16 protein-coding genes are annotated in these 21,980 nt (G+C 57.9%); 10 read left to right on the top strand and 6 right to left on the bottom strand.

Annotation, left to right across the window (positions count from 1 at the left end; all coding sequences use genetic code 11):
* Positions 1–22 precede the first annotated feature (22 nt).
* The 3 genes from C0039_RS05060 to C0039_RS05050 all read left to right on the top strand — a co-directional run bounded on the left by C0039_RS05060 (position 23) and on the right by C0039_RS05050 (position 5,160).
* A complete protein-coding gene (locus tag C0039_RS05060) occupies positions 23–3,469 on the top strand; it encodes an indolepyruvate ferredoxin oxidoreductase family protein (RefSeq protein WP_101517433.1) in 3,447 nt (1,148 codons plus the stop codon).
* Positions 3,470–3,555: 86 nt separating this feature from the next.
* Positions 3,556–4,749 carry a mandelate racemase/muconate lactonizing enzyme family protein gene (locus tag C0039_RS05055; protein WP_101517432.1) on the top strand — a complete coding sequence of 398 codons (1,194 nt, stop codon included), beginning with the start codon at positions 3,556–3,558 and terminating at the stop codon, positions 4,747–4,749.
* Between the two features lie 54 nt (positions 4,750–4,803).
* Entirely contained in the window at positions 4,804–5,160 is a 357-nt protein-coding gene (locus tag C0039_RS05050; protein ID WP_101517536.1) for a wax ester/triacylglycerol synthase domain-containing protein, read from the top strand.
* Positions 5,161–5,345: 185 nt separating this feature from the next.
* On the opposite strand, the gene lpdA is transcribed toward C0039_RS05050, so the two are convergent.
* Genes lpdA through C0039_RS05030 form a run of 4 tightly spaced genes read right to left on the bottom strand, consistent with a single transcriptional unit; the run spans position 5,346 to position 10,324 of the window.
* Positions 5,346–6,755, bottom strand: a complete 1,410-nt coding sequence (lpdA, locus tag C0039_RS05045) for a dihydrolipoyl dehydrogenase (protein WP_205422786.1) — start codon at positions 6,753–6,755, stop codon at positions 5,346–5,348.
* A complete protein-coding gene (locus C0039_RS05040) occupies positions 6,755–8,074 on the bottom strand; it encodes a dihydrolipoamide acetyltransferase family protein (RefSeq protein WP_101517430.1) in 1,320 nt (439 codons plus the stop codon). Before C0039_RS05040 ends, lpdA begins: the two co-directional genes overlap by 1 nt.
* A gap of 2 nt (positions 8,075–8,076) precedes the next feature.
* Complete coding sequence (locus tag C0039_RS05035; protein WP_101517429.1) at positions 8,077–9,090, bottom strand: alpha-ketoacid dehydrogenase subunit beta; 1,014 nt, start codon at positions 9,088–9,090, stop codon at positions 8,077–8,079.
* A 1-nt stretch (position 9,091) separates the two neighbouring features.
* The gene (locus tag C0039_RS05030; RefSeq protein ID WP_101517428.1) at positions 9,092–10,324 is read right to left on the bottom strand and encodes a thiamine pyrophosphate-dependent enzyme; all 1,233 of its coding nucleotides are present in this window, start codon (positions 10,322–10,324) and stop codon (positions 9,092–9,094) included.
* Positions 10,325–10,506: 182 nt separating this feature from the next.
* Here C0039_RS05030 and C0039_RS05025 point away from each other — a divergent pair, with 182 nt between their 5' ends.
* Positions 10,507–10,995 carry an Lrp/AsnC family transcriptional regulator gene (locus tag C0039_RS05025; RefSeq protein WP_101517427.1) on the top strand — a complete coding sequence of 163 codons (489 nt, stop codon included), beginning with the start codon at positions 10,507–10,509 and terminating at the stop codon, positions 10,993–10,995.
* A gap of 418 nt (positions 10,996–11,413) precedes the next feature.
* Here the strand turns inward: C0039_RS05025 and C0039_RS05020 are convergent, their stop codons facing one another.
* Positions 11,414–12,124 (bottom strand): bile acid:sodium symporter family protein, encoded by a 711-nt coding sequence (locus C0039_RS05020; RefSeq protein ID WP_243391557.1) that lies wholly within the window; start codon positions 12,122–12,124, stop codon positions 11,414–11,416.
* Between the two features lie 144 nt (positions 12,125–12,268).
* Here C0039_RS05020 and C0039_RS05015 point away from each other — a divergent pair, with 144 nt between their 5' ends.
* Positions 12,269–13,921, top strand: coding sequence for an amidohydrolase family protein (locus tag C0039_RS05015; protein ID WP_207796376.1), 1,653 nt, complete (start codon positions 12,269–12,271; stop codon positions 13,919–13,921).
* A 72-nt stretch (positions 13,922–13,993) separates the two neighbouring features.
* Here the strand turns inward: C0039_RS05015 and C0039_RS05010 are convergent, their stop codons facing one another.
* Positions 13,994–15,358 (bottom strand): winged helix-turn-helix domain-containing protein, encoded by a 1,365-nt coding sequence (locus C0039_RS05010; protein ID WP_207796375.1) that lies wholly within the window; start codon positions 15,356–15,358, stop codon positions 13,994–13,996.
* Positions 15,359–15,677: 319 nt separating this feature from the next.
* Here C0039_RS05010 and C0039_RS21395 point away from each other — a divergent pair, with 319 nt between their 5' ends.
* The 5 genes from C0039_RS21395 (at position 15,678) to C0039_RS04985 (ending at position 21,967) form a co-directional block, all read left to right on the top strand.
* Positions 15,678–15,806: a hypothetical protein gene (locus C0039_RS21395; protein WP_279304910.1), complete on the top strand. Its 129-nt coding sequence runs from the start codon at positions 15,678–15,680 to the stop codon at positions 15,804–15,806.
* Between the two features lie 114 nt (positions 15,807–15,920).
* Positions 15,921–17,582, top strand: a complete 1,662-nt coding sequence (locus C0039_RS05000; RefSeq protein WP_207796374.1) for an amidohydrolase family protein — start codon at positions 15,921–15,923, stop codon at positions 17,580–17,582.
* 88 nt (positions 17,583–17,670) lie between these two features.
* The gene (locus C0039_RS04995; RefSeq protein ID WP_207796373.1) at positions 17,671–19,296 is read left to right on the top strand and encodes an amidohydrolase family protein; all 1,626 of its coding nucleotides are present in this window, start codon (positions 17,671–17,673) and stop codon (positions 19,294–19,296) included.
* A gap of 42 nt (positions 19,297–19,338) precedes the next feature.
* Positions 19,339–20,337 (top strand): class A beta-lactamase, encoded by a 999-nt coding sequence (gene bla / locus C0039_RS04990; protein WP_101517423.1) that lies wholly within the window; start codon positions 19,339–19,341, stop codon positions 20,335–20,337.
* A 130-nt stretch (positions 20,338–20,467) separates the two neighbouring features.
* Positions 20,468–21,967 carry a serine hydrolase domain-containing protein gene (locus tag C0039_RS04985; protein WP_207796372.1) on the top strand — a complete coding sequence of 500 codons (1,500 nt, stop codon included), beginning with the start codon at positions 20,468–20,470 and terminating at the stop codon, positions 21,965–21,967.
* Positions 21,968–21,980 lie beyond the last annotated feature (13 nt).

Below are 21,980 nucleotides of genomic sequence, written 5' to 3'. Positions count from 1 at the left end.
CTTTTAGAGAGGATATCAGCAGATGAATAAGTATTCGCGTCAGCAGCGCATAGACATGACACTTGATGATCGCCTTCATCAGGCAGAAGGCTGGGTTTATATGACCGGCATGCAGGCGCTGGTGCGCTTGCCGATCCAGCAGCGCATGCGCGATGAAGCGGCCGGCTTGAATACGGGTGGTTATATCTCTGGCTATCGCGGCTCGCCCGTGGGTACCTACGATATGTCGCTGCAGCAATCGGAGAAAGAACTAAAAGCCCACAACATCTATTTTCAGCCCGGTTTGAACGAGGACCTGGCGGCCACGGCCACATGGGGCTCGCAGATGGTGGGGTTGTTTCCAGGCGCGAAAGTTGATGGTGTCTTCTCGATCTGGTACGGGAAAGCGCCAGGCCTGGATCGCTCAATGGACGCTATTCGTCATGCCAACCTTGCAGGCACCAACGCCAAGGGCGGGACCTTGCTTCTGGTGGGTGACGATCATGGCGCCAAGTCATCCACCGTGGCGTGTTATTCCGATTTGAATTTTGCATCCCTGGGACTGCCTTTTCTGGCCCCGGCCAATGTGCAGGATGTTTTTGATTACGGTCTTCATGGCATAGCGATGAGCCGTTATGCCTCCACCCTTGTGGGTATGAAACTGGTTACCGACGTGGTCGAGGGTGGCGGTTCAGTCTATGTGTCGCCGGATAGCCCTAAGATCATCACGCCAGAAGACACGGGTCCCGATACCACGATCAAAACGTTTACCCCTTTTTTGGAGCAGGAGCGTCTTTTGTGGGACGTAAAGCTAAAAAAGGTGCTGACCTATGCGCGCGCCAATGGGATAAATCGTCGGGAGGGCGCCCCTGAGGCCCGAATTGGCATCATGGCCGCCGGCAAAGCCTGGCAGGACATGAGCCAGGCCCTTTCGGGCCTGGGTTATGCTGACGGAAAACTGCGGGATACACCCATAAGCCTGTTAAAAATAGGCATGGTTTGGCCACTGGATTACGATATCGTTCGCGAATTTTCCAAAGACCTGCACACCCTTTTGATCGTAGAGGAGAAACGCCCCCTACTTGAAGACCAGGTACGTGCCATTCTCTACGGTTCAGATATTTGCCCCAACATCGTGGGTAAAAACTTCAAACCTCACGCCGGCGCTGTTTGCGGGGGTGACTGCGCGTTCCCAACCTATGGGGAAATCAACCCGAATCTGGTTACCCAGGTTCTGGTGCGAGTGCTGAATGATGTTGATCCAGATTGCGGCATTTCGCTTCCCGACTATCTGCAAAGCCAGACTGTCCTGCCAGGCGGTGTCGAACGACCACCCTCATTTTGCGCCGGCTGTCCGCACGGTCGCTCAACACAAGTCCTGGAAGGAAGTCGCGCTCTGGCTGGCATTGGCTGCCATTCCCTGGCTATTTTACGTGACGCAACGAAAACCAATTCGATGAGTCATATGGGCGCTGAAGGTATGATGTGGGCGGGGCAATTCCCGTTTACTGATGAGAAACATGTCTTTGCTAATATGGGTGATGGAACGTACTTCCATTCCGGCTATCTTGCCATCCGCGCCGCCGTGGCATCAAAGGCGAATATAACCTACAAAATTCTTCATAACGGTTTTGTCTCCATGACAGGGGGGCAGCAACACGATGGTGATATTTCGCCGGAGAAGATCATCAGGCAGCTGACAGGTGAGGGTGTCGCGCGTATTGCGTTGGTATCGGATGAACCTGAGAAATTTGACGCTCGCGCGCTCGGTGTTCAGGTCTATCACCGTACGGCTATGGAAGCGGTTCAGGCGGAATTTCGTGAGTTAAGCGGGGTAACGGTCATTATTTATGATCAGCCCTGTGCGACAGAGCGCCGCCGTTTGCGTAAACGCGGCAAATGGCAAGACCCCGATAAGCGCGTTTTCATTAATCCTGAAGTCTGCGAAGGCTGTGGTGACTGCTCCACGGTTTCAGGCTGCATGGCGATTGAGCCGTTGGAAACCGAGTTAGGTCGCAAGCGTAAAATTAACCAGTCCTCATGTAACAAGGATTTTTCCTGCCTTGAGGGTTTCTGCCCTTCACTAGTCAGTGTCTCGGGTGCGCAGCCAAAAAAAGCGCAGGCCGCCGAAGTGCAGATAGATGCCAGTCACCTGCCTGCGCCTGAGTACACCTTTGATGGTACCTGGTCGATACTCGTGTCAGGTATTGGTGGCGCGGGGGTGGTGACGATAGGTCAGACGCTGGCTGTCGCAGCACATGCCGATGGCTATTTCTCAACCAGCCTTGATATTACCGGTTTGGCCCAGAAATATGGGGCTGTTCATTCCCATGTCAAGATAGCGGAAAACCCTGAACAGATGAGAGCGACCCGCATCGCTGTGGGCGAAGCCAACGCAATGATAGGCAGTGACCTCGTTGTCGCCGCTGGTGACGAAGCGCTTTCAAAAGTTGTCAGTGGCAAATCCGTTGCGGTTGTCGATACAACAGTGGTGCCTACCGCCGAGTTCTCCATGAATCCGGATTGGAAGGTAGATAGTGAAGCGCAGATAGGGCGTTTGAACCAGGTATTGGGGGACAACCTTCGAACTTTGGATGCGCAGACGCTGGCAGACCGGGTAATGGGAGATCGTGTTTTCGCCAATATGTTGCTGATGGGTGCTTCCTGGCAGCAGGGAGGGATTCCCCTGTCTCTGGAAGCAATTCATCGTGCCATCGAGCTGAACGGGGTGGCCGTTGCCAGGAACAAGCAGGCCTTCGATCTTGGGCGACTGGCCTATGCAGATGCGCCCGCCGCTCGCCGTCTGGCGGGCGAGGAAGTGCCGGTTGTAGTGCAGATGCATCGCGAGCCGTCAGTGGACGATATCGTCGCACACCGGGTCGCTGAATTGACCGATTACAAGGACGCAAACCTTGCCAAACGCTACTCCGACACGGTGCAACGGGTCCGCAGCGCAGGACTGAATGAGGCTGCAGTCAAGGCCGTAGCGCGTGGCTATTACAAGCTGCTGGCTGACAAGGACGAATGGGAGGTGGCCAGACTCTATACGAAGCCGTCGTTCCGCAAAGCTCTGGCGGATACCTTCGACGGCGACATAAAACTAACCTTCCACTTCGGTGCATGGCCCTATGGTGGGCTGGACAAAGAAACCGGCAAGTTCACCAAGGGGGAAGTATCGAGCAGCAGGGCAATGTTCTTCTTCGGGATGATGAACCGGTTCCGGTTTCTGCGCGGTTCAATCCTGGATCCATTTCGCTATTCAGAGGAGCGTAAGCTCGCCGCCAAACTGCTTGCGGATTATGAGTCGGATATTGCGTTCGCCCTTTCGAATAACTCGGCTGAATCGGCTGAAAAAATCGCTGCGCTATTGAATCTGCCAGAGCATATTCGAGGCTACGGCCATGTTCGTGAGCGTCATGCTGATACTGTGAGCAAAAGCCGTGACGAACTGCGAGCCGCCATCCTCGCTCGTGAGGTGAAAGCCGCCTGATTTGAAGTCATACCGGGCAGATAGTCCTTAATTTAGCTGTGGTAGATACAAGCGGCAAAGGCCGCCAAATAGCCAAGGAGAATAGAATGAAAATCACAGATTTAAAAACATGGGCTGTAGCGACTCCTCCACCGCATAAAGGCGGTGCCTATTGGATATTTGTTAAGTTAACAACCGACAATGGGATATCCGGCTACGGTGAAGTCTACGGCGTACCATTCGGGCCCGCTACTGTTTGCAAGATGATCGAGAACGTATTCGAACGCCATGTGGTAGGGGAGAGCCCGTTTAATATTGAAAAAATGTGGCGCATCATTTACTCCGCCGGATTTGTGCAGCGTCCTGATGTCAGCACGGGGGGAGTCCTCTCAGGTATCGAAATCGCTTGCTGGGATATTATTGGCAAGGCTTTGGATCAACCCATCTACAACCTGATGGGAGGGAAGGTGCATGAGAAGCTGAGATCTTATACCTACCTTTATCCTGACGTTGATGAATTGACCGCAGAGAAATTTCATGGCGATGCAGCTGCGGCGCCCAAACGCTTACAGCATTACATGGATATGGGCTTTACCGCTGTCGGGTTCGATCCGGTAATGCCGATGGGTTCTTTCGATCCGCGCCAGCTTTCCCTCGAGGCCCTGGAAGGCGCGGAGCAGCTGATGCAAAGTTTGCGCGAGGTGGCTGGAAGCAAGTGTGATTTGATGATCAAGACACATGGCCAATTAACCACTTCCAGTGCAATTCGCCTTGCCCGCCGGTTGGAGAGATTCGATCCGCTCTGGTTCGAGGAGCCTGTGCCGCCATGCAATCCACAAGAAATGGCGCGCGTTGCCCGTTCCACCACTATTCCGATCTCCGGTGCCGAACGACTGGTCGGCCGTTTCGAGATTTCAAAAGTACTGGAGGCGCAGGCGATTCAAATCCTGCAGCCGGCCCTGGGTCGCGTGGGCGGTATTCTGGAGGGCAAGAAGATCGCTGCCATGGCCGAGGCGCATTATGCGCAGTTTGCACCGCACCTGTACGCCGGTCCGATCGAAGCCGCGGCGAACATTCAGTTGTCAACCACGCTGCCGAACTTTCTGATCCTTGAAAGCATCGACAACTTCGACGGTTTTTTCAACGACATGCTCACCACGCCGATTCAGTGGGAGGGCGGTTATGTAACCGTCCCCGACCGGCCAGGTCTTGGTTTTGAACTCAACGAAGCGCTGGCAGATGCCAACCCGTATACGGGAGAGAACGCCTTCCCACCGATGGCTGAATCGCCCATTTTCTAATCAAGAGCAGCGAAAAGCGTGTCTTTGGTATTGAATAATGGAGCTGATAAGCAATTGAAAAAGTTAAGCATTATCGACAGCGCATTCCTGATGATGGAGAGCAGAGAAACGCCCATGCACACGAGCAGTTTTAATCTGTTTACCCTGCCCGAGGGAGCTGACGAGCAGGAGTTCCTGCACGGCCTGGCAGACGGTTTGCGCACTGCACATGAGCTGCAGTCGCCCTTCGGAGAAAAATTGAAGGTTGGCCCGCGCGGGATGCTGGGACCGCTTTACTGGGAGAAGGACACCTCCCTGGGCCTGAACTACCATATACGCCATTCTGCCCTGCCCAAACCGGGTCGATTTCGCGAGTCGTTTGCCCTGGTTTCCCGGCTACACGGTACCTTATCTGCGTTTTCGGCATGGTGAAGTCCGCCGGCAGGTACTCGCTTATCATCAGCGAGAGAATCACGGGTGCGGTTAGCAGGTACGCCAGGGTGGCGCCCATTCCCAGCATGGCAAGCACCAGCTGCCATACGGCTATCCAGTATTCGTACTTTACCTAAAGTTCCGCCAGATCCTGCTCCCGCGAGTATTATGATTGTTCCTGCGCTTCAGCCATGTATGGCCTTTCCCAGTCCCGCCAGCGCCGCTTCCATGGTCGCTTCGCCCAGGGTGGGGTGGACATGTATGGTGCCGGCGATATCTTCCAGGCAGGCGCCCATCTCCAGTGCCAGTGCAAACTGATTGCTGAGTTCGGCGACGTGGGTCCCGACAGCATGCATGCCGAGGACCAGGTGATTGTCGGCCCGCGCCGTCACCCGCACGAACCCGCCGTCCGTGCCGCTGTTCATGGCCAGCGCCCTGCCGATGGCCGCGAACGGGAATTTTCCCACCACGGTCTCGATGCCCTGGTTGGCAGCCTCAGCGGGCGAGAGTCCCACCCCGATGATTTCAGGCTCGGTGAAGCACACCGCCGGGATGGCCTTCGGGTCGAATTCGCGACGTTTGCCGGCAATGATTTCCGCCACCATCTCCGCCTGGGCCGACGCCTTGTGCGCCAGCATGGGTTCACCCACCAGGTCGCCGATGGCCCATACGTTTTTCATCGAGGTGCGGCACTGGCTGTCCACCTTGACCGCGGCGCCCTGCATATCGATGCACATGTTTTCCAGGCCCCAGCCCGCTGTATTGGGGCGCCTGCCCACGGTCATCAACACTTTGTCTGCCTTTATCCTGCCCTGCTTTCCATGCTCGTCGGTATAGACAAGCTCCGGCTTGCCGCCTTGAGTTTCGACCCGCTCGGCGCGCGCCCGGCAGATCACTTCCACTTCATGCCGCTTCAGCCAGTTCTCGATAGGTTGGGTCATTTCCGGGTCGAACAGTGGCAGGATGCGTTCCAGCCCCTCGATAAATGTCACTTTCGCTCCCATTTTACGCAGGGCTATGCCGAGTTCCAGGCCGATATAGCCGGCTCCTATAATCACCGTCTCGTCGGGAACGGCCTGCAGATTGAGGGCCTCGCTGGACGAGATGACATCGCCGCCCAGGGGGATGCCCGGCAATGGGCTGACGGTGGAGCCATTGGCCAGCACGACGTGCTCGGCGCTTATATGCAGCGAGCCCTGTTCGCATTCCACCTCGCAGTTTTTTCCGTCGGAGAACCTGGCCCAGCCATGGACGACCTTCACGCCGGCTTTTTTCAGCAGAGCGGCGACCCCCCGGTTCAGTTTGTCCACCACCGCGTCTTTCCACTCGACCATGCCCCCAAGGTTCAAAACCGGGGCGGCGGGCAACGAGATGCCCAGGCTTTCACGCTCACTGTGGGAGAGCATCTCCTGATACATCGAGGCGCCATGGATCAACGCCTTGGACGGGATGCAGCCGCGATTGAGGCAGGTTCCCCCGAGGCGGTCCGCCTCGACCAGCACGGTGTCGAGGCCCAGTTGCCCGGCGCGAATCGCCGCCACGTAACCGCCAGGTCCGCCGCCCACCACCAGCACCTTGCAAGACAGGGAATCCATCACGCTGCCTCCACGAATAACATGGCCGGGCACTCGAGCAGGCTCCGGATGCACTGGATGAATTGGGTGGCTTCCCAGCCATCGATAATGCGGTGATCAAAGGACGAGGACAGATGCATGATGTCCCGGGGCACGAATCCACCGTTCTGCCACAACGGTCGTTTCGCCACCTTGTTAATGCCCACTATCGCGACCTCGGGTGAATTGATCACCGGTGTCGTCGCGATCCCGCCCAGTGGTCCCAGGCTGGTAATGGTAATGTTGGAACCTCTGAGTTCGTCGCGCCCGATGGTACCCGCGCGAGCCGCTTCGGCGAGCCGTTTGACCTCTGTGGCAGCCTGCCACACATCCAGAGTCTCGGCGTGTCGGATAACCGGCACCAGCAGCCCCGCCGGCGTCTGGGTGGCTATGCCGATATGAGCGGCGCCATACTGCCGCAGTATTTCGTTCTCATCATCGTAGCATGAGCCCATTTGCGGGAACGCCCGCAATGCCTTCACCATGGCCCGAATGAAAAAGGGCAGCATGGTGAGTTTTTGCTGGTCGTCGCGCCGCTGGTCATTCATGCGGGCCCGCAATAGCTCCAGTTCTGTGACATCCACTTCCTCGACGTAGGTATAGTGCGGGATGCGTTGCATCGTGTCCTGCATGATGGCGGCGATCTTACGGCGCAGTCCAATGACTTTGGTCTCGCTGACGGAGGTGTCGGCAATTGGGCCCGCAGCCATGCCCCTCCGCGCCGTATGGTTGGCGATGAATGCATCGAGATCTGCGTGCGAGATGCGCCGGGCAGGCCCGCTGCCCGGTACCTGGCGCAGATCGATGCCTGCTTCACGTGCGCGCTGGCGCACTGCAGGTGATGCAATAGGTTTTTCACCTTCGGGACGGGGTACCGCTGGCGGTGGGTTGGCATCATGCGGCGGGGCGGGTCGCTGCGGTGTCGGGGGCGGCACTTCGGCCACGCCGGGTGCCGGTTCTGGAACCGGCGCCGGGTCGTTGGGATGGGATGTCGGCGGGTGCTGGTCGGCTGCGCTAGCGGTCTGGCCATCGCGAGTTTCGGCCGCGATATTGCCCGGCCCGCTAACCTGCAATCGGACCAGGTCCGCCCCCACAGCCATGGTTGCGCCCGCCTCGGGTCCCGTCCAGGTCACCTCGCCGTCGACTGGAGACGGGATTTCCACGGTCGCCTTGTCGGTCATCACCACGCACAGCAGGTCGTCTTCCACGATGGTGTCGCCGACCTGCACGCTCCATTCAACGATCTCGACTTCGGCGATGCCCTCGCCGACATCCGGCATTTTGATCAGGTAGTTACCCATGTTCACGCCTCCATCACCTTGTGCAGTGCTGCTCCCACCCGGCCCGGGCCGGGGAAATAGTCCCATTCCTGCGCGTGTGGATAGGGTGTGTCCCATCCGGTCACCCGCTCGATTGGCGCCTCCAGGTGGTAGAGGCAGCGTTCCTGCACCACCGCGATCAACTCGCCGGCGAAGCCGCTGGTCCGGGTGGCCTCGTGCACGACCACGCACCGCCCCGTCTTTTTGACCGAGGCTTCGATGGTCTCTTCGTCAAGCGGCAGCAGGGAGCGCAGGTCAACCACTTCGGCGTCTATCCCCGTCTCCTGCGCGGCAACCAGGGCCACGTGCACCATGGTGCCGTATGCCAGGACGGTAACCGCCTCGCCTTCGCGCGCGATGGAGGCCTTGCCGAGGGGCACTGTGTAGTGTCCATCCGGAACCTCGCTGGCGGGATGCGCCGACCACGGGGTAACCGGCCGTTCGTGGTGCCCATCGAAGGGGCCGTTGTAGAGCCGCTTGGGCTCAAAGAAAATAACGGGATCGTCGTCCTCGATCGAGGCAATGAGCAGCCCCTTGGCGTCATAGGGGTTGGAGGGCATGACCACCTTCAGGCCGGCGACGTGGGTGAACAGTGCCTCCGGGCTCTGGCTGTGGGTCTGGCCACCGAAGATACCGCCGCCGCAGGGCGTCCTGATAGTTATCGGTGCAAAGAATTCGCCCGAGGAGCGATAGCGCAGCCGGGCAGCCTCGGAGGCGATCTGGTCATAGGCGGGCAGGATGTAGTCGGCGAACTGGATCTCTGGTACCGGTCGCAGGCCATAGGCGCCCATGCCCACCGCGGCGCCGATGATGCCCAGCTCGCTGATCGGCGCATCGAACACCCTCGATTTGCCGTACTTTTTCTGCAGTCCCTCGGTGGCGCGGAACACGCCGCCAAAATAGCCAACGTCCTCGCCGAATACCACCACGTTGTCGTCTGCGCCCAGCATCACATCCAGGGCATCGCGAATAGCCTCAATCATATTTTTTCGGGCCACGTTACACGCCTCCCTGCTGCCGCTGCCGACGCAGATGGGGCGGCATCTCCTTGTAGACGTGGTTGAACATCTCGCTTGCACTGGGTGCCGGCCCCTTGCCCAGTGTGCCGAAAGATTCGGCCTGCTTGGCGGCCGCCTTCACTTCGGCCCCCAGTTCTTCAACCATCGCCTGGTGGCGCGACTCGCTCCACTGCCCGAGCGCGATAAGGTGTTGCTTGAGGCGCTCGATGGGGTCACCCAGCGGCCACGCCGCGTACTCGTCTGCAGGCCGGTACTTGCCGGGGTCATCGGATGTTGAGTGGGCGGCGGCCCGGTAGGTCACCCACTCGATCAGGGTGGGCCCCAGGTTGGCGCGGGCCCGATCGATGGCCCACTTGGATGCGGCGTGCACGGCCAGGAAATCGTTGCCGTCTACGCGCAGCGACGGGATATTGAAACCGTGGCCACGGCAGGCGAAGTTGGCCGCCTGGCCACCCGCTATGCCCTGGAAGGAGGAAATGGCCCACTGGTTGTTGACCACGTTCATGACCACCGGCGGCTTGTAGACGGAGGCGTAGACGAGGGCCGCGTGGAAGTCGCTCTCGGCAGTGGAACCGTCACCAATCCAGCCCGAGGCGATCCGGTTGTCGCCCTTGATGGCCGAGGCCATCGCCCAGCCCACCGCCTGCATGAACTGGGTGCCGAGATTGCCCGAAATCGAGAAAAAACCGTGATCCCGCTCAGAATAAAAAAAGGGCAATGAGCGACCGCCGAGTTTGTCCCTGGCGTTGCTATATATCTGGCAGATCATGTCCACTAGCGGGAAGTCCTGGGCGATCAGCAGACCCTGCTGTCGATATGTCGGGAAGCACATATCGTGAGGGCCGAGGGCCAGCCGTTGACCGCAGGCAATCGCCTCCTCGCCGCGACACTGCACGTAGATGGAAGTCTTGCCCTGGCGCTGGGCCATCAGCATCCGCTCATCGAATATCCGCGTTTTCTCCATGGCCCTGAGGCCTCGTAGTAACAGTGACGGGTCTAGTTCCATCGCCCAGGGGCCCACAGCAGCGTGCTCGTCGTCAAGCACCCTGACAAGGTCGAAAGCCAGGTCATGCATGTCCTGCGGGGGGCAGTCCTGTTCCGGGCGGCGAGCGCCTCCCGCCGGCAGTAACTTGAGGTAACTGAAGTCCGGCTGGTCGCCGGGGCGGGAGCTCGGCTCGGGGACATGTAAGGAGAGTTGTCGATGGGGGTCCACGCTGATTCCTTTTTTTTTCGAAAACGAAAATATGGACAAAATGTAGCATGAGATGGGCGGGGGTGTCTCACTAAATACATGGCGCGAAAAGCAATTATTTAGTGATTTACACTAATAATTAGCTTTATATTGCAGTAGGCAACTAATAAAAATAGACTTTTTGCTAGTAGGAGTTTCCCGCTATGGCTGCAGACCAACAACTGGACAAAATCGATCACGCCATCCTGGAGGCCCTGCAGGCCAACTGCAGTTTGAGCTACACCGAACTGGCCCAACGAGTGCACCTCTCTGCCACACCCTGCGCACGACGGGTAAAACTGCTGGAGGATCGCGGTTATTTCCGCGGCCGCGTCATGTTGCTGGACCCGGACAGGGTGGGCTTGCCCGTGAATGTGTTTGTGCAGGTGACACTGCATCACCAGGTCAAGGCAAACCTGCAGGCGTTCGAGCAGGCCGTGGCGCAATGGCCCGAAGTGATGGAGTGTTACCTGATGACAGGCGACTTCGATTACCTGATGCGTGTGGTGGTGCCGGATTTGAGGAGTTACCAGCGGTTCCTGGATGAAAGCCTCACCCCGACACCCGGTATCGATAACATCCGCAGCAGCTTTTCCATAAAACAGGTGGCTTACCGGACGGCCCTGCCACTCAACCATTTGATCCCGGAATAGAATTCCCGCCCGCGGCAGCGCGGGCAAGCCCGCCTTCACGCCGCTGCACGTTGGCTCCGGCTTCGCCAACGGTATCGCCAAGCTGCACAATGCCGGCCGGGGTAACACGCAAAGTCTCATAGAGTCGCGGCTATTTACTATCGAGGGACAGCTGTCCCCCCAGTTGTGCAGCCAAAGCGCTGCTGGGGGCGAGGCTCTGGATCACGCTTTGAGATCCCCGAAATGTGAGGATTATGCCCTGGAGGATCGTCTATAGATAAAGATAAGAACCGCCGCTATAAACAGCTGAAGGGCACCTTACAGTATAAGGGTGAATAGCACCGTGTTTCCCAGCTGTGCTGTTTCCGCAACGGCGGCAGGAAAGATAGAGGCGTTGATCAGAACACCCAGATTAATGTTCCTCACAATCACTTCGAACTCAATTGCGCTGGATTCGGGCCGCGATAAACGCGCCAGCTTTGGAGTCAGGTAACCAACAGCAGACAGGAATACGGCAAACAGCGCTACCAGCAGCAGATTGCTGTAGCCAAATGCGGTCATAGTCAAGCGCCCAGCCATGGCGGAGCCAACCACAATTGCAATGATGCCCAGCAAAGACCCGCGAATACTCCACTTGGACAGGGTGGGGGGCGCTGCGTGGGTAGAGGTAGAGAAATAACATGCCGATTGCCAGCGGCAGCAGCAACGTAAGGGCGATTTCTTGCATTATCTGCGCTTTGGGCATCGTGAAATCGGCCGGCAGGTACTGGCTTATCATCAGCGAGAGAATCAAAGGTGTGGATACAAGACACGCCAGGGTTGTGACAGCGGTAATACTTATGGACAGGGCGGCATTACCGCGGGCGAAGAAGGTAAAAATATTGGAAACGGTGCCACCCGGGATGGCGGCAATCAAGGCGATACCTACGGCCAGCCCGTCGTGCACGCCCAGTAGCCGCAAAAAGATGAAGGCAGCCAGAGGCACGGCCAGCAGCTGTATCGCTGTGCCCACCGAAATGGCGAGGGGTTCCAGTACCACGTCGCGAAAATCCTTTGGAGTCAGCGTGGCGCGTGGCGCCCATGCCAGCATTGCCAGAATCAGCTGGCTGGCCGCGAACCAGTATTCGTGCCCTACGTAAAAATCAGCCATTCTGGACCCCTGGTTGACACAAAAACCGCTGCCTCCAGCAACGGCCTGACAAATTGGCATATTTCGAATACGAAATATATGTGTTAAGATCGAAATCGTTAGTCGTGGCAGTTGATGAAGGTCCGGTTCAAGAGGATAAATCTTATGAAGGTAGGCATTAGAGCTCTGGTTGGCGTTATAGCCGCAGTAGTTGTCATCTCGGTAAGCGGCGCCGAGGAGTACGACCTGGTCATCAACAACGGCCGGGTTATGGACCCTGAGACCAGGTACGACAGTATTGCCAATGTGGGCATCAGCGCGGGCCGGATCGCCGTGATCACCCAGGACAAGATCAGCGGCAAGCAGACCATCGACGCCACCGGACATGTGGTCGCACCGGGGTTTATCGACACCCACTGGCACTACGACCGGCCCTGGTCAAACAAGCTCGCCCTGCGCGACGGCCGGACCAGCGTTATGGATCTCGAGGTCGGCACCAATGGTCCTTATATCGATCAGTGGTACAGGTCGCGGGCAGGAAACAGCCAGGTTAATTACGGGCAGGCCGTTGCCCACGAGCTCGCCCGTTCCACGGTTCTCGATGGCTTCGAGGGCGCCCAGGATACACGCTCAGCTGTTGATACCCGCGGTGCAGGAACCGGCTGGTGTTGCCGCAGGCCCACCCTCGAAGAAGCCAACAGAATCCTGCAGGTCCTGGACGAGGGTTTGCAGGCCGGCGGACTCGGTATCGGATCGACCGTCGGCTACATGCGCGACGGTGTGTCTGCGCGTGAGTTTTTCGAGCTGCAACGCCTGGCGGGCCACTACGGCCGGCAGGTCGGCGCCCATTTCCGCTACACCCCGGGCACCGATACCACCGAAGCCAACGGCATTCAGGAGCTGCTGGCCAACGCGGCGGCCCTGGGAGCCCCGGCCCTGGCCAACCATTTCAACAACCCTGGCTACAACCTGGTGCACGAATTGTTGGTGCGGATGCGTGAGCGCGGCATGAACGTCTGGGGAGAAATCTACCCCTACGCCGCCGGCTCCACCGCCTTGAACGCGGTCTTCCTGGAGCCGGAGATGTGGGTGGAGACCCTGGGGTACAAGTACGAGGACACCATTCAGGATGTAGAGACAGGGGAGTGGTACACGCAGGAGACACGCGCCCGGATGATCGCGAAGGAGCCGGTCAGGCCCGTGCTTGTTTTCAAGATGCCCGAGTCGGCCGTGGTGGACTGGCTCAAGCTGCCGGGCGTCTCGCTGGTCACTGATGGCATGCCGATGCTCCCCGATGACGACCTGACCTGGGACACGCCCTATGACGAGCTGCCCAACACCCATCCGCGCGGGGCGGGCAGTTACGCCAGGGCCCTGCGGCTGGCCAGGGAAAACAACATTCCTCTTATGCAAATCGTTGCAATGTCCAGCTATAACTCGGCTCGTCCCCTCGGGGAAATGGGTCTGAAAAGCATGCAGGAACGGGGCCGCATGCAGGAGGGGATGGTTGCCGACATCACGGTTTTCGACCCCGACACGGTGACCGACAATGCCACCTATGAAAAGGGAACACTCCCCTCCACCGGAATTCCGTATGTCGTGGTCAACGGCGTGATTGTCGTCAAGGATTACCTGGTACTCAAGGGGGTCAATCCCGGTCAGCCGATTCGCTTTGAGCCAGTCAAAAGCCGCCTTGAGCCTATCACCCTTGAAGGCTGGTACAAGACCTACTATGCATCACCGATAGATTTTGGCGGCGGCGGCGTGCCCGGCTCACAGCCCGTCCAAATGGGTGACATGGACATTCATATCCACTGATATGGATGTCTGCAACGCCCGGCTGTGGGCGAGGGTCGTCCCGGGCTCCTTGTGATAAGCGTCTTTCAGGATTCAGGAAAACAGGGCCAGGAATCTGTCGTCCGATTTCAGGGAGGCCAGCCGCGGATCCAGGCGTGCGGGGCCGAACCAGACACAACCTTCATCACGCGCCTCACTCAAAAGTTCCAAAGCGCGGTCCACATCGCCCAGTTCGGCATACGCCGGGGCCAGTATTGGCCTGGGTGCGCGAGGAAGAATGGCCGCCGCGGCGGCCTCTGCCAACTGCAGGGCCCGCTCGATTTTACCCGCCCTTGCGAAAACATAGGCAGCACCAGCGCAAACCGCGGGCCTTCCTGCAGAGATGTGTATCGCCGCTTCAATTGCCGCGAGCGCTTCCCGATATCTCCCAAGATATGCGGCGAAGATGCCCGCATAGGCCGGAGCGACGTCGTCCAGCGGGTACATTCGCTGCAAAGTCACCTCATGCGCCAGCGCCTCTGCAACACGGTCGTTGCAAAAGAGTGCCCAACTGTAACTGTGCCGGTTGAGCAAGGCGTGAGGATTTATCTCCGCCGCCCGCTGAGCGGCGACGGTACTATCCCGGGCGAGACCCTGGTTCCGGAATATCCAGGAGCGATAAACGTAGGCGCGGGAATACCCGGGATCGATTGCCAGCGCCTCATTGAGGAGGATATGCGCCTCATCGAGCTCGCCCAGCATAGCGCCTTTGAACCAGGCCAATATGGACAAGCCCTGAACAAGCTTGGGGTTCGCTTCAAGGGCACACCGGCAAGCCTCCAAACCAAGCTTCAGACCTTCGGCAGGGACCAGGTCGCCACGCACAAGCTGGTACATTCTGGTATCAGCCACGGCCGCATGTGCCGCCGCAAAATTGGGGTCCACTCTGGCGGCTTCTTGAAACAACAGAACGGCCCGTGCCTGCCCCGCAGGGCTGGGATCATTGGCTTCCCTGTCGCCCGCAGCGTAATGTGAATAGGCCAGAGGCAATGTGGAGATACATTCGGAGAGCGCAGATTTGGTTTGGGAAGGCTCGAATTTTTTCACCGCCACGGCCAGGCGGTAGCCGCGCTTGGGAACCGTATCCACGTAGCGCTTACCGTCGGCACCGAGTAGTTTTCGGAGCGAATAGACACAGCGCGCAAGCGAGGCATAGGCCACGACCTGGTTGTGCCATAACTCCTCTTCTATCTCCCTATGACTTACAACCCGGCCTTGAGCCTCCAGCAGTAACAGCAGCAGAGCCAATTCCTTGGGCGGCAGTGGCACAAGTCTGTCATCGCGAAACAGACCCGCTGACGAATCGAGCATAAAGGATCCGAACATGAAAGCCGTACTGTTTTTCATCAGTTTGACGTTGCCTTCGCGGAACAGGCTGTTATTAAATCCCTTGAATTTAGTGGCTTGCAAGACGTTCAATGGTAAACGGCCGTCCTATGCGGTGCCGGTACAGTAACAGCATAATACCACAGAGTTTTGACCACTCTATCCGTTAACTTTTCATCAAGTTATTTCACGATTGAGGTACAAAATCCTGCGTACTATTACCGTTGGTGTGAAGTAAAACCGGGATGGCTTATCTGCAAGAGGACCCTTAGAGGCATTGCACGCCTGCGGTGTCTATGCCCACCGCATGGGCGCTGCCACTCTTGCCAGGTGGATCCCTGATCCAGGTGTCACAAGGCAATATGGAATCCAAGCAGTTGAGGAAACCAGGATGACGAAGAGTGCGAAACTTATGTTCAGAACTTTGCTGGCAATCTGTTTGTGGTTTTCAGGCCCCTCGCCGGACAGGGACCGGGCGATTGCCGAGATCGCGCGCTCGCTGTTCGACTACTTCTACGTTGGGCGGATGGCGAAGCAGTAAACAGGCAACGCTCTTGGGGGCGCCCCGGCAGAGCGGGCGCCCCACTAACGCAAGCTCACGCGGAAGTAAGTCGAAATGACCACAACAATTACTGGATACACTTTAAGGAGATTTATGCAACGAAGTCGCCGTAGAAAGGAAGCAGGGAATATCCAGCGGGCCCTTTTTGCCGTTGTCGCTATTATTGCGATGGCTATCTCGCCACAGGTTCTTGCTGAGACCTACGATGTTGTGATCAACAACGGCAGGGTCATGGACCCCGAGACCAACTTCAACGGCGTGCGCAACGTTGGCGTAAAGGGCGGCAAGATTGTTGTCATCACCAAGGATGCAATCAAAGGCAAAGAAACCATCGACGCCAGTGGTCACGTTGTTGCCCCAGGCTTTATCGAGGGGCACCAGCACGCTACAGATCAGTTTAGTCGCAAGGTTAATTTGCGTGATGGCTTGACCACCCAGATGGATTTCGAAGCAGGCGCCGGCGATATCGCCAAATGGTATGCGGAAGCCGAGGGCAAAACCCAGAGCAACTACGGCATGGTCGTGCTCGCTACGCTTGCCCGTGTATCGGTGTTGGACGGTCCTGAAATTGCGGCTATGGGTAATGACATGGGCGAACTGTTCCGTGGTGTGGTAGGTGCCGCAGCCGCAAAGGCCCAGAAAGAAGGGCGTAAGCCGGGCTGGTCGTCCACCTTGCCCAATAAAGAGCAGATGACCCGGATTATGAGCTATGTCGACGAAGGTCTTCGCCAAGGCGCCTTGGGCGTGGGCGTTCCCGTCGGTTATATGACCACGGGTGTTACCCAATACGAATTGTATAAGTACCAGGAGTTGGCGGCAAAATATGGCCGGGTTACAAATGGCCATGTACGCTTTGCCGGTGTTCGTCCACCCAGTGAGGGGCAGTTGGGAGTTCAGGAAATGCTGGCCAATGCCATGGTTTTGGATGCGCCTTTCATGGCTTCACACCTGAACAGTAACATGGACTGGGAATACACCATTCCCATGATTAACGACGCAAGAGAAAAAAGAGGCGCCAGGGTATGGGGTGAGGTTTACCCTTATGCTGCCGGTTCTACCATTGCTTCTGCTGATATCCTTACGGAAGCAGGTATGGCTCAAATGGGGATCACCTATTCAGACGTTGCGAATCTCGATGGCACCCGGTGGGACAAAGCGATGTATGAGGACGTACGCAAGAATGATCCCGGCAGGGCGATTGTGATTTACAACAACCCGCCTGAAGCCATTGCTAAATGGCTGGCTCAGCCAGGAGTGGTCATCGTCTCTGACGGTATGGCTATCCAGGATGAAAAGCTTAACTACTACCCTTGGGATTCCTCCTATGAAGGCAAGTCAGTTCACCCGCGCAGCGCAGGTACCCGCGCCAAAGTACTGCGCATGGTGCGCGAAGAAAAGATCATGCCTTTGATGGAGGCTATCTCCAAGATGAGCTATTTACACGCCAAGTACTTTGCTGAGCTGGGCGGCATTAGCCAGTTCAGGACCAAGGGAAGAGTGCAGGTGGGTGCCGATGCCGACATCGTCGTCTTCAACCCGGATACGGTCACAGACAACAGCACTTACGAGCCAGGCAAGGGCGCGCTGCCCTCAACCGGCATTCCCTACGTGCTGGTGAACGGCGTCGTGGTGGTGAAAGATTCCGTAGTGCAAAAGGTCTTTCCGGGCAAGCCAATTCGTTTCCCGGTGATGGAAAAGGGCCGGCTGGACCAGATTTCTATCGAACCCAGGACATTTGACCCTGACCAGTCGTAATACGAGGACGAGTGATGCGGAGCCATGGCGCGTGGTTCACCCCCCACTACTTCCGCCACTGAAAATCAAACTCAAAATGGACGTACCAATGAAACTGCAAAGACATCTACTGATCGGGACCCTCTTAATGAGTGTCATGGGCGCTATGCCGGCCTTGGCGCAAGACTATGACCTGGTGATCATTAATGGCCGGGTCATGGACCCTGAAACGCTATTTGATGGTTTCGCCAACGTCGGTATCAAAGATGGCCGCATTGCCGAAATCAGCAAGAAACCGCTGAAGGGTGCAAAGACGATAGATGCCACCGGCCACATCGTGGCACCGGGCTTCATCGACACCCATTTCCATTGGCAGACGCCAATCGGGTACCGGATCGGGTTGCGCGACGGCCTGACCAGCGGCATTGATTTCGAGGCGGGCTGTGCGGGATCCTATGTCGCGGCCTGGTACGAGGCGCGTGCCGGCGTGACCCAGGCCAACTATGGCTGCGCGGTCAGCCACGAAATTGCCCGCGGGATGATAATCGACGGGTCAAAGGGCGATTACCTGATAAACGGCCCCATTGCCGCTCTTGAAATCCGGAAGAAAGCGGGCTGGAGTGTGACGCGACCGACCCTGGAACAGGGCAACGCGATTCTTGAAGAGATTGACAAGGGTCTGCAGGCGGGTGCGCCGGGCATCGGCAGCACCGTGGGCTATATGAGAGAGGGCGTCTCTTCCCGCGAGATGTTCGAGGTGCAGAAAGTTGGCGCACGCTATGGCCGCCCGACTGGCGCACATACACGCTATACGCTTGGCACCGACACGACCGAGAACAACGGTGCGCAGGAACTCATTGCCAACGCCCTGGCGCTTGGCGCCCCGGCGATCGTCCTTCACTTCAATAACCCCGGCTGGCGGCTTGCCCAGCAAATGATTGTTAGGCTTCAAGAACAAGGCCACAACATCTGGGGTGAAATCTATCCCTACGCCGCAGGTTCCACCACGATCAATGCCTCTTTTCTGCAGCCGGAAAGCTGGATGGAGCAGTTGGGCAACCGCTATGAGGATACCGTGCAGGATCCGTCCACGGGTAAGTTCTACACCCTGGAGACATTCAAGGCCGACGTGGCTTCCAATCCGACCAAGCCGGTCGTCGTATTCAAGATGCCCGCCGAAGATCCGCCGAAATGGCTGACGCTGAAGGGCGTCACCGTAGGCAGCGACGCGCTTCCTGCCGAACCGTACTTCGGCCCGTGGGATTACCCGCTGGAGAAGCTCGGCAATACCCACCCTCGCGCAGCGGGTGCCAGAGGCGCGACGATCCGCCTCGGTCGGGAAAACAACATCCCGATGATGCAGCTGATGTCGATCCTCAGCTATAATGCTGCCAGGCATCTGGGCGATACGGGCCTGAAAGCGATGCAGGAACGCGGCCGCATCCAGACCGGCATGGTCGCCGATATCGTGGTCTTTGACCCCGAAACCTTCAGGGACAATTCGACGTACGAGAGGGGTACCATCCCTTCAACGGGCATGAAAGCCGTGCTCGTGAACGGTGTTGTCACCGTGCGCGACGACAAGGTGCTTCCTGTTTTCGCCGGTCAGCCGATCCGGTTTGACCCCGAAGAAAAACCGCGCTTCGTGCCGATCTCGGTAGAGGCATGGAATGCCGAATTCTCGACCGGCATGCCCGGTGACTTCACAGCCCTCCCGGCGAAGGGCGGCAACTGAGTGGGATGTAATTATGCAGTTACAATTAAGGAGATGCTTAAAATGAAATTTCGGAACTCCATCATTGCCCTTGTGGTTTCCGCGGCGGCCACCATCGGCCCGGCATACGGCCAGACATCAGACGGCCAGCCTGTTGCCACCTCGATTGAGCAATTCGCGGCGAAGCTTGTCGGGCGCATCGGCTTTGCGGCGCAGGAGATCGGCAGCGACGAAGTCATCGCGTTGAATGGCGATGAAACCTTCCCCATGGCCAGCACCTACAAGGTTGCGATCGCCACTGCCGTTCTGGACCGCGTGGACAAGAAAGAACTCAGTCTCGACCAACTGGTTGAAATCACACCCGACATGATGATGATCGGGGACGCTGCACTGAGCGACACATTCGTGCATCCCGGGCTTCAGCTTTCGGTGGCAAACCTGATGGAGATCATGATCACGGAGAGCGACAACACGGCGACCGACACCTTGATCGGGCTGGCTGGCGGAGCCGCGGCAGTGACCGAAAATCTGCGCAGGCTCGGGGTCACCGATTTCAGTGTCGATCGGACGACCGGCGAGATCATCGGGGAATTCTATGGCCTGCCAGGACCTGCCACGATGAAAGTCGCCATAGAGGCCTTCAAGACCCGGCCGGAGCTTGCGACGATCGTAAGTGACCGCAATTTGGACTTCGAGGCGGATCCCCGCGACCACGCAACGCCCCTTGCGATGCTGAAACTCCTGCTTGCCATCGACAGTAGCACGGCGATGAGCGCCGAGAGCCGCGACTTCCTGATTGACGTCATGTCGCGCACGCGCACCGGCGCTGCCCGGCTCAAGGGGCTGCTGCCGAAGGGAACGCCCGTGGCGCACAAAACCGGAACCATAGGGGGAGTGGCCAATGACGTCGGCTATATCACGCTCCCCGACGGTCGTCGGTTTGCAATCGCCGTGTTCACCAAGAGCAGCGAGACCTCCGAGGCAGACAGGGATAGGGCCATTGCAGAGGTCGCCCGCTCGCTTTACGACTACTACTATGTTGGGCAGATGGCGAAGCAGTAATCGGGGAAACTTCGCCGTGCAGGTTCTGCCAGTGCGATTTAGTGCGGCGAAGACAGAACTCCCCAGGAAGAACCATCGTTATACCGACAGGAGAAAACCAATGAGGAATCCAATGGAAAGGAAAAATCCAGTGAAGGCCCTGATGAAACCATTATTCACTCTAATTGTTACGTCATCACTTGGCTTTCAGCCAGCACTAGCGCAGAACAACCAACAGTTCATGACACAGGAGGATGGCCAGGCGACCTTTGATGCGGTCGTCGCCGAAGCCGCTGAACTGATCAAGGAACTCAACATCCCGGGACTTGGTATCGGGGTCATCCATGGGCCCAACTCCTACGGCGCCGGACTCGGTGTCGCGAACGTAACCACCGGAGAGCCCGTTACCACTGATACGCAATTCCAAATCGGCTCGGTGACAAAAACCTTCCTTTCGACAACGGCCATGAAGCTGTCCGAACAGGGCAAGCTGGATTTGAACGCGCGTGTCGTCGACATCCTGCCGTGGTGGAGGGTCGCGGATCCCGACGCGACGTCGAAAGCCCGGGTCGTCGACCTGTTCTACCATCACGCGGGCTGGTATGGCGACCATGGGTTCCTTCCTGTTCCTCCGGGTGGGTCGATCAGCGAGAAGGTCATGCTCCAGGCGGCTTACGTCGAGCAGATCTATCCGTTCGGTCAAACCTGGATGTACAACAACACCGCCATCACCTTCGCGACCCATGTGGTGTCGCATGTCGGCGGAAAGCCGATCGAGGACCTGATCGAAGAAAACCTACTCACACCGCTTGGCATGGAGTCGACATCCTTCAATTACGACCCCACCCCGCCGGCCAAAGATTACGCATGGGGTCATCCGCCGATCTACGGGGAAGGCAGCATCAGCGATCTCAAGCCGTACTACATTCCGTTGATCAGAGAGTCCGCAGCCTCCGGCGGAATCCGGTCTACGGTTACCGACATGCTGAAATACGCCCGCTTTCAGCTGGACGGCAAGGACGCCGCCGGGAACCAACTGTTGTCCATGGAATCGCTGGACTATGCCCACGCTCCGGCAGTCGACGCTTCGGCCGGCGAGTTCACCGGACTGACATGGTTCGTCCACGACTACGACGGCGTCACCAGCCCCTTCCACGGGGGGAATTGGCCCGGCACGCGGTCTTTTCTCAAGCTGGTCCCGGAACACGACTTTGCCGTGGTGATCATGGTCCACAGCGATCGCGGTGTCGAAGCCTACAGCAAAATTGCGGACGAAATGGTCAAAGCCTTCACGGGAATCGAGGCCGACTCTCCGGTCGCAGCGGGCGTTGATCCGGCTGTGCTCGATCCCTTCGTCGGCGTCTTCAAGGGGAATTCCCAAAACATCGAGATCCGCAAAGAGGGCGACAAATATGTGTTTGTCCAGTTCTCCGCATTGACCAGTGGAGCGGATCCCGCGCCTGCCAATGTGGCCAACACGGCCGAGGGCTATTTCATCATCACCGAAGGCCCGAACGAGGGCGGCCTTGGTGAATTGCTCGAAGATCCGTCTGGCGAACCCAACTTCGTGCGGTTTAACCACCGGATCTTCATTCGAGGCGACGGGGCGGTCGATGAATTCGACCTCTCCGGGTCGGTATTCGACAAATAACCGGGTCGGCAAT

Source organism: Pseudohalioglobus lutimaris (assembly GCF_002866825.1).
GTDB lineage: Bacteria > Pseudomonadota > Gammaproteobacteria > Pseudomonadales > Halieaceae > Halioglobus > Halioglobus lutimaris.
This window is presented reverse-complemented; position numbering and strand designations above follow the sequence as displayed.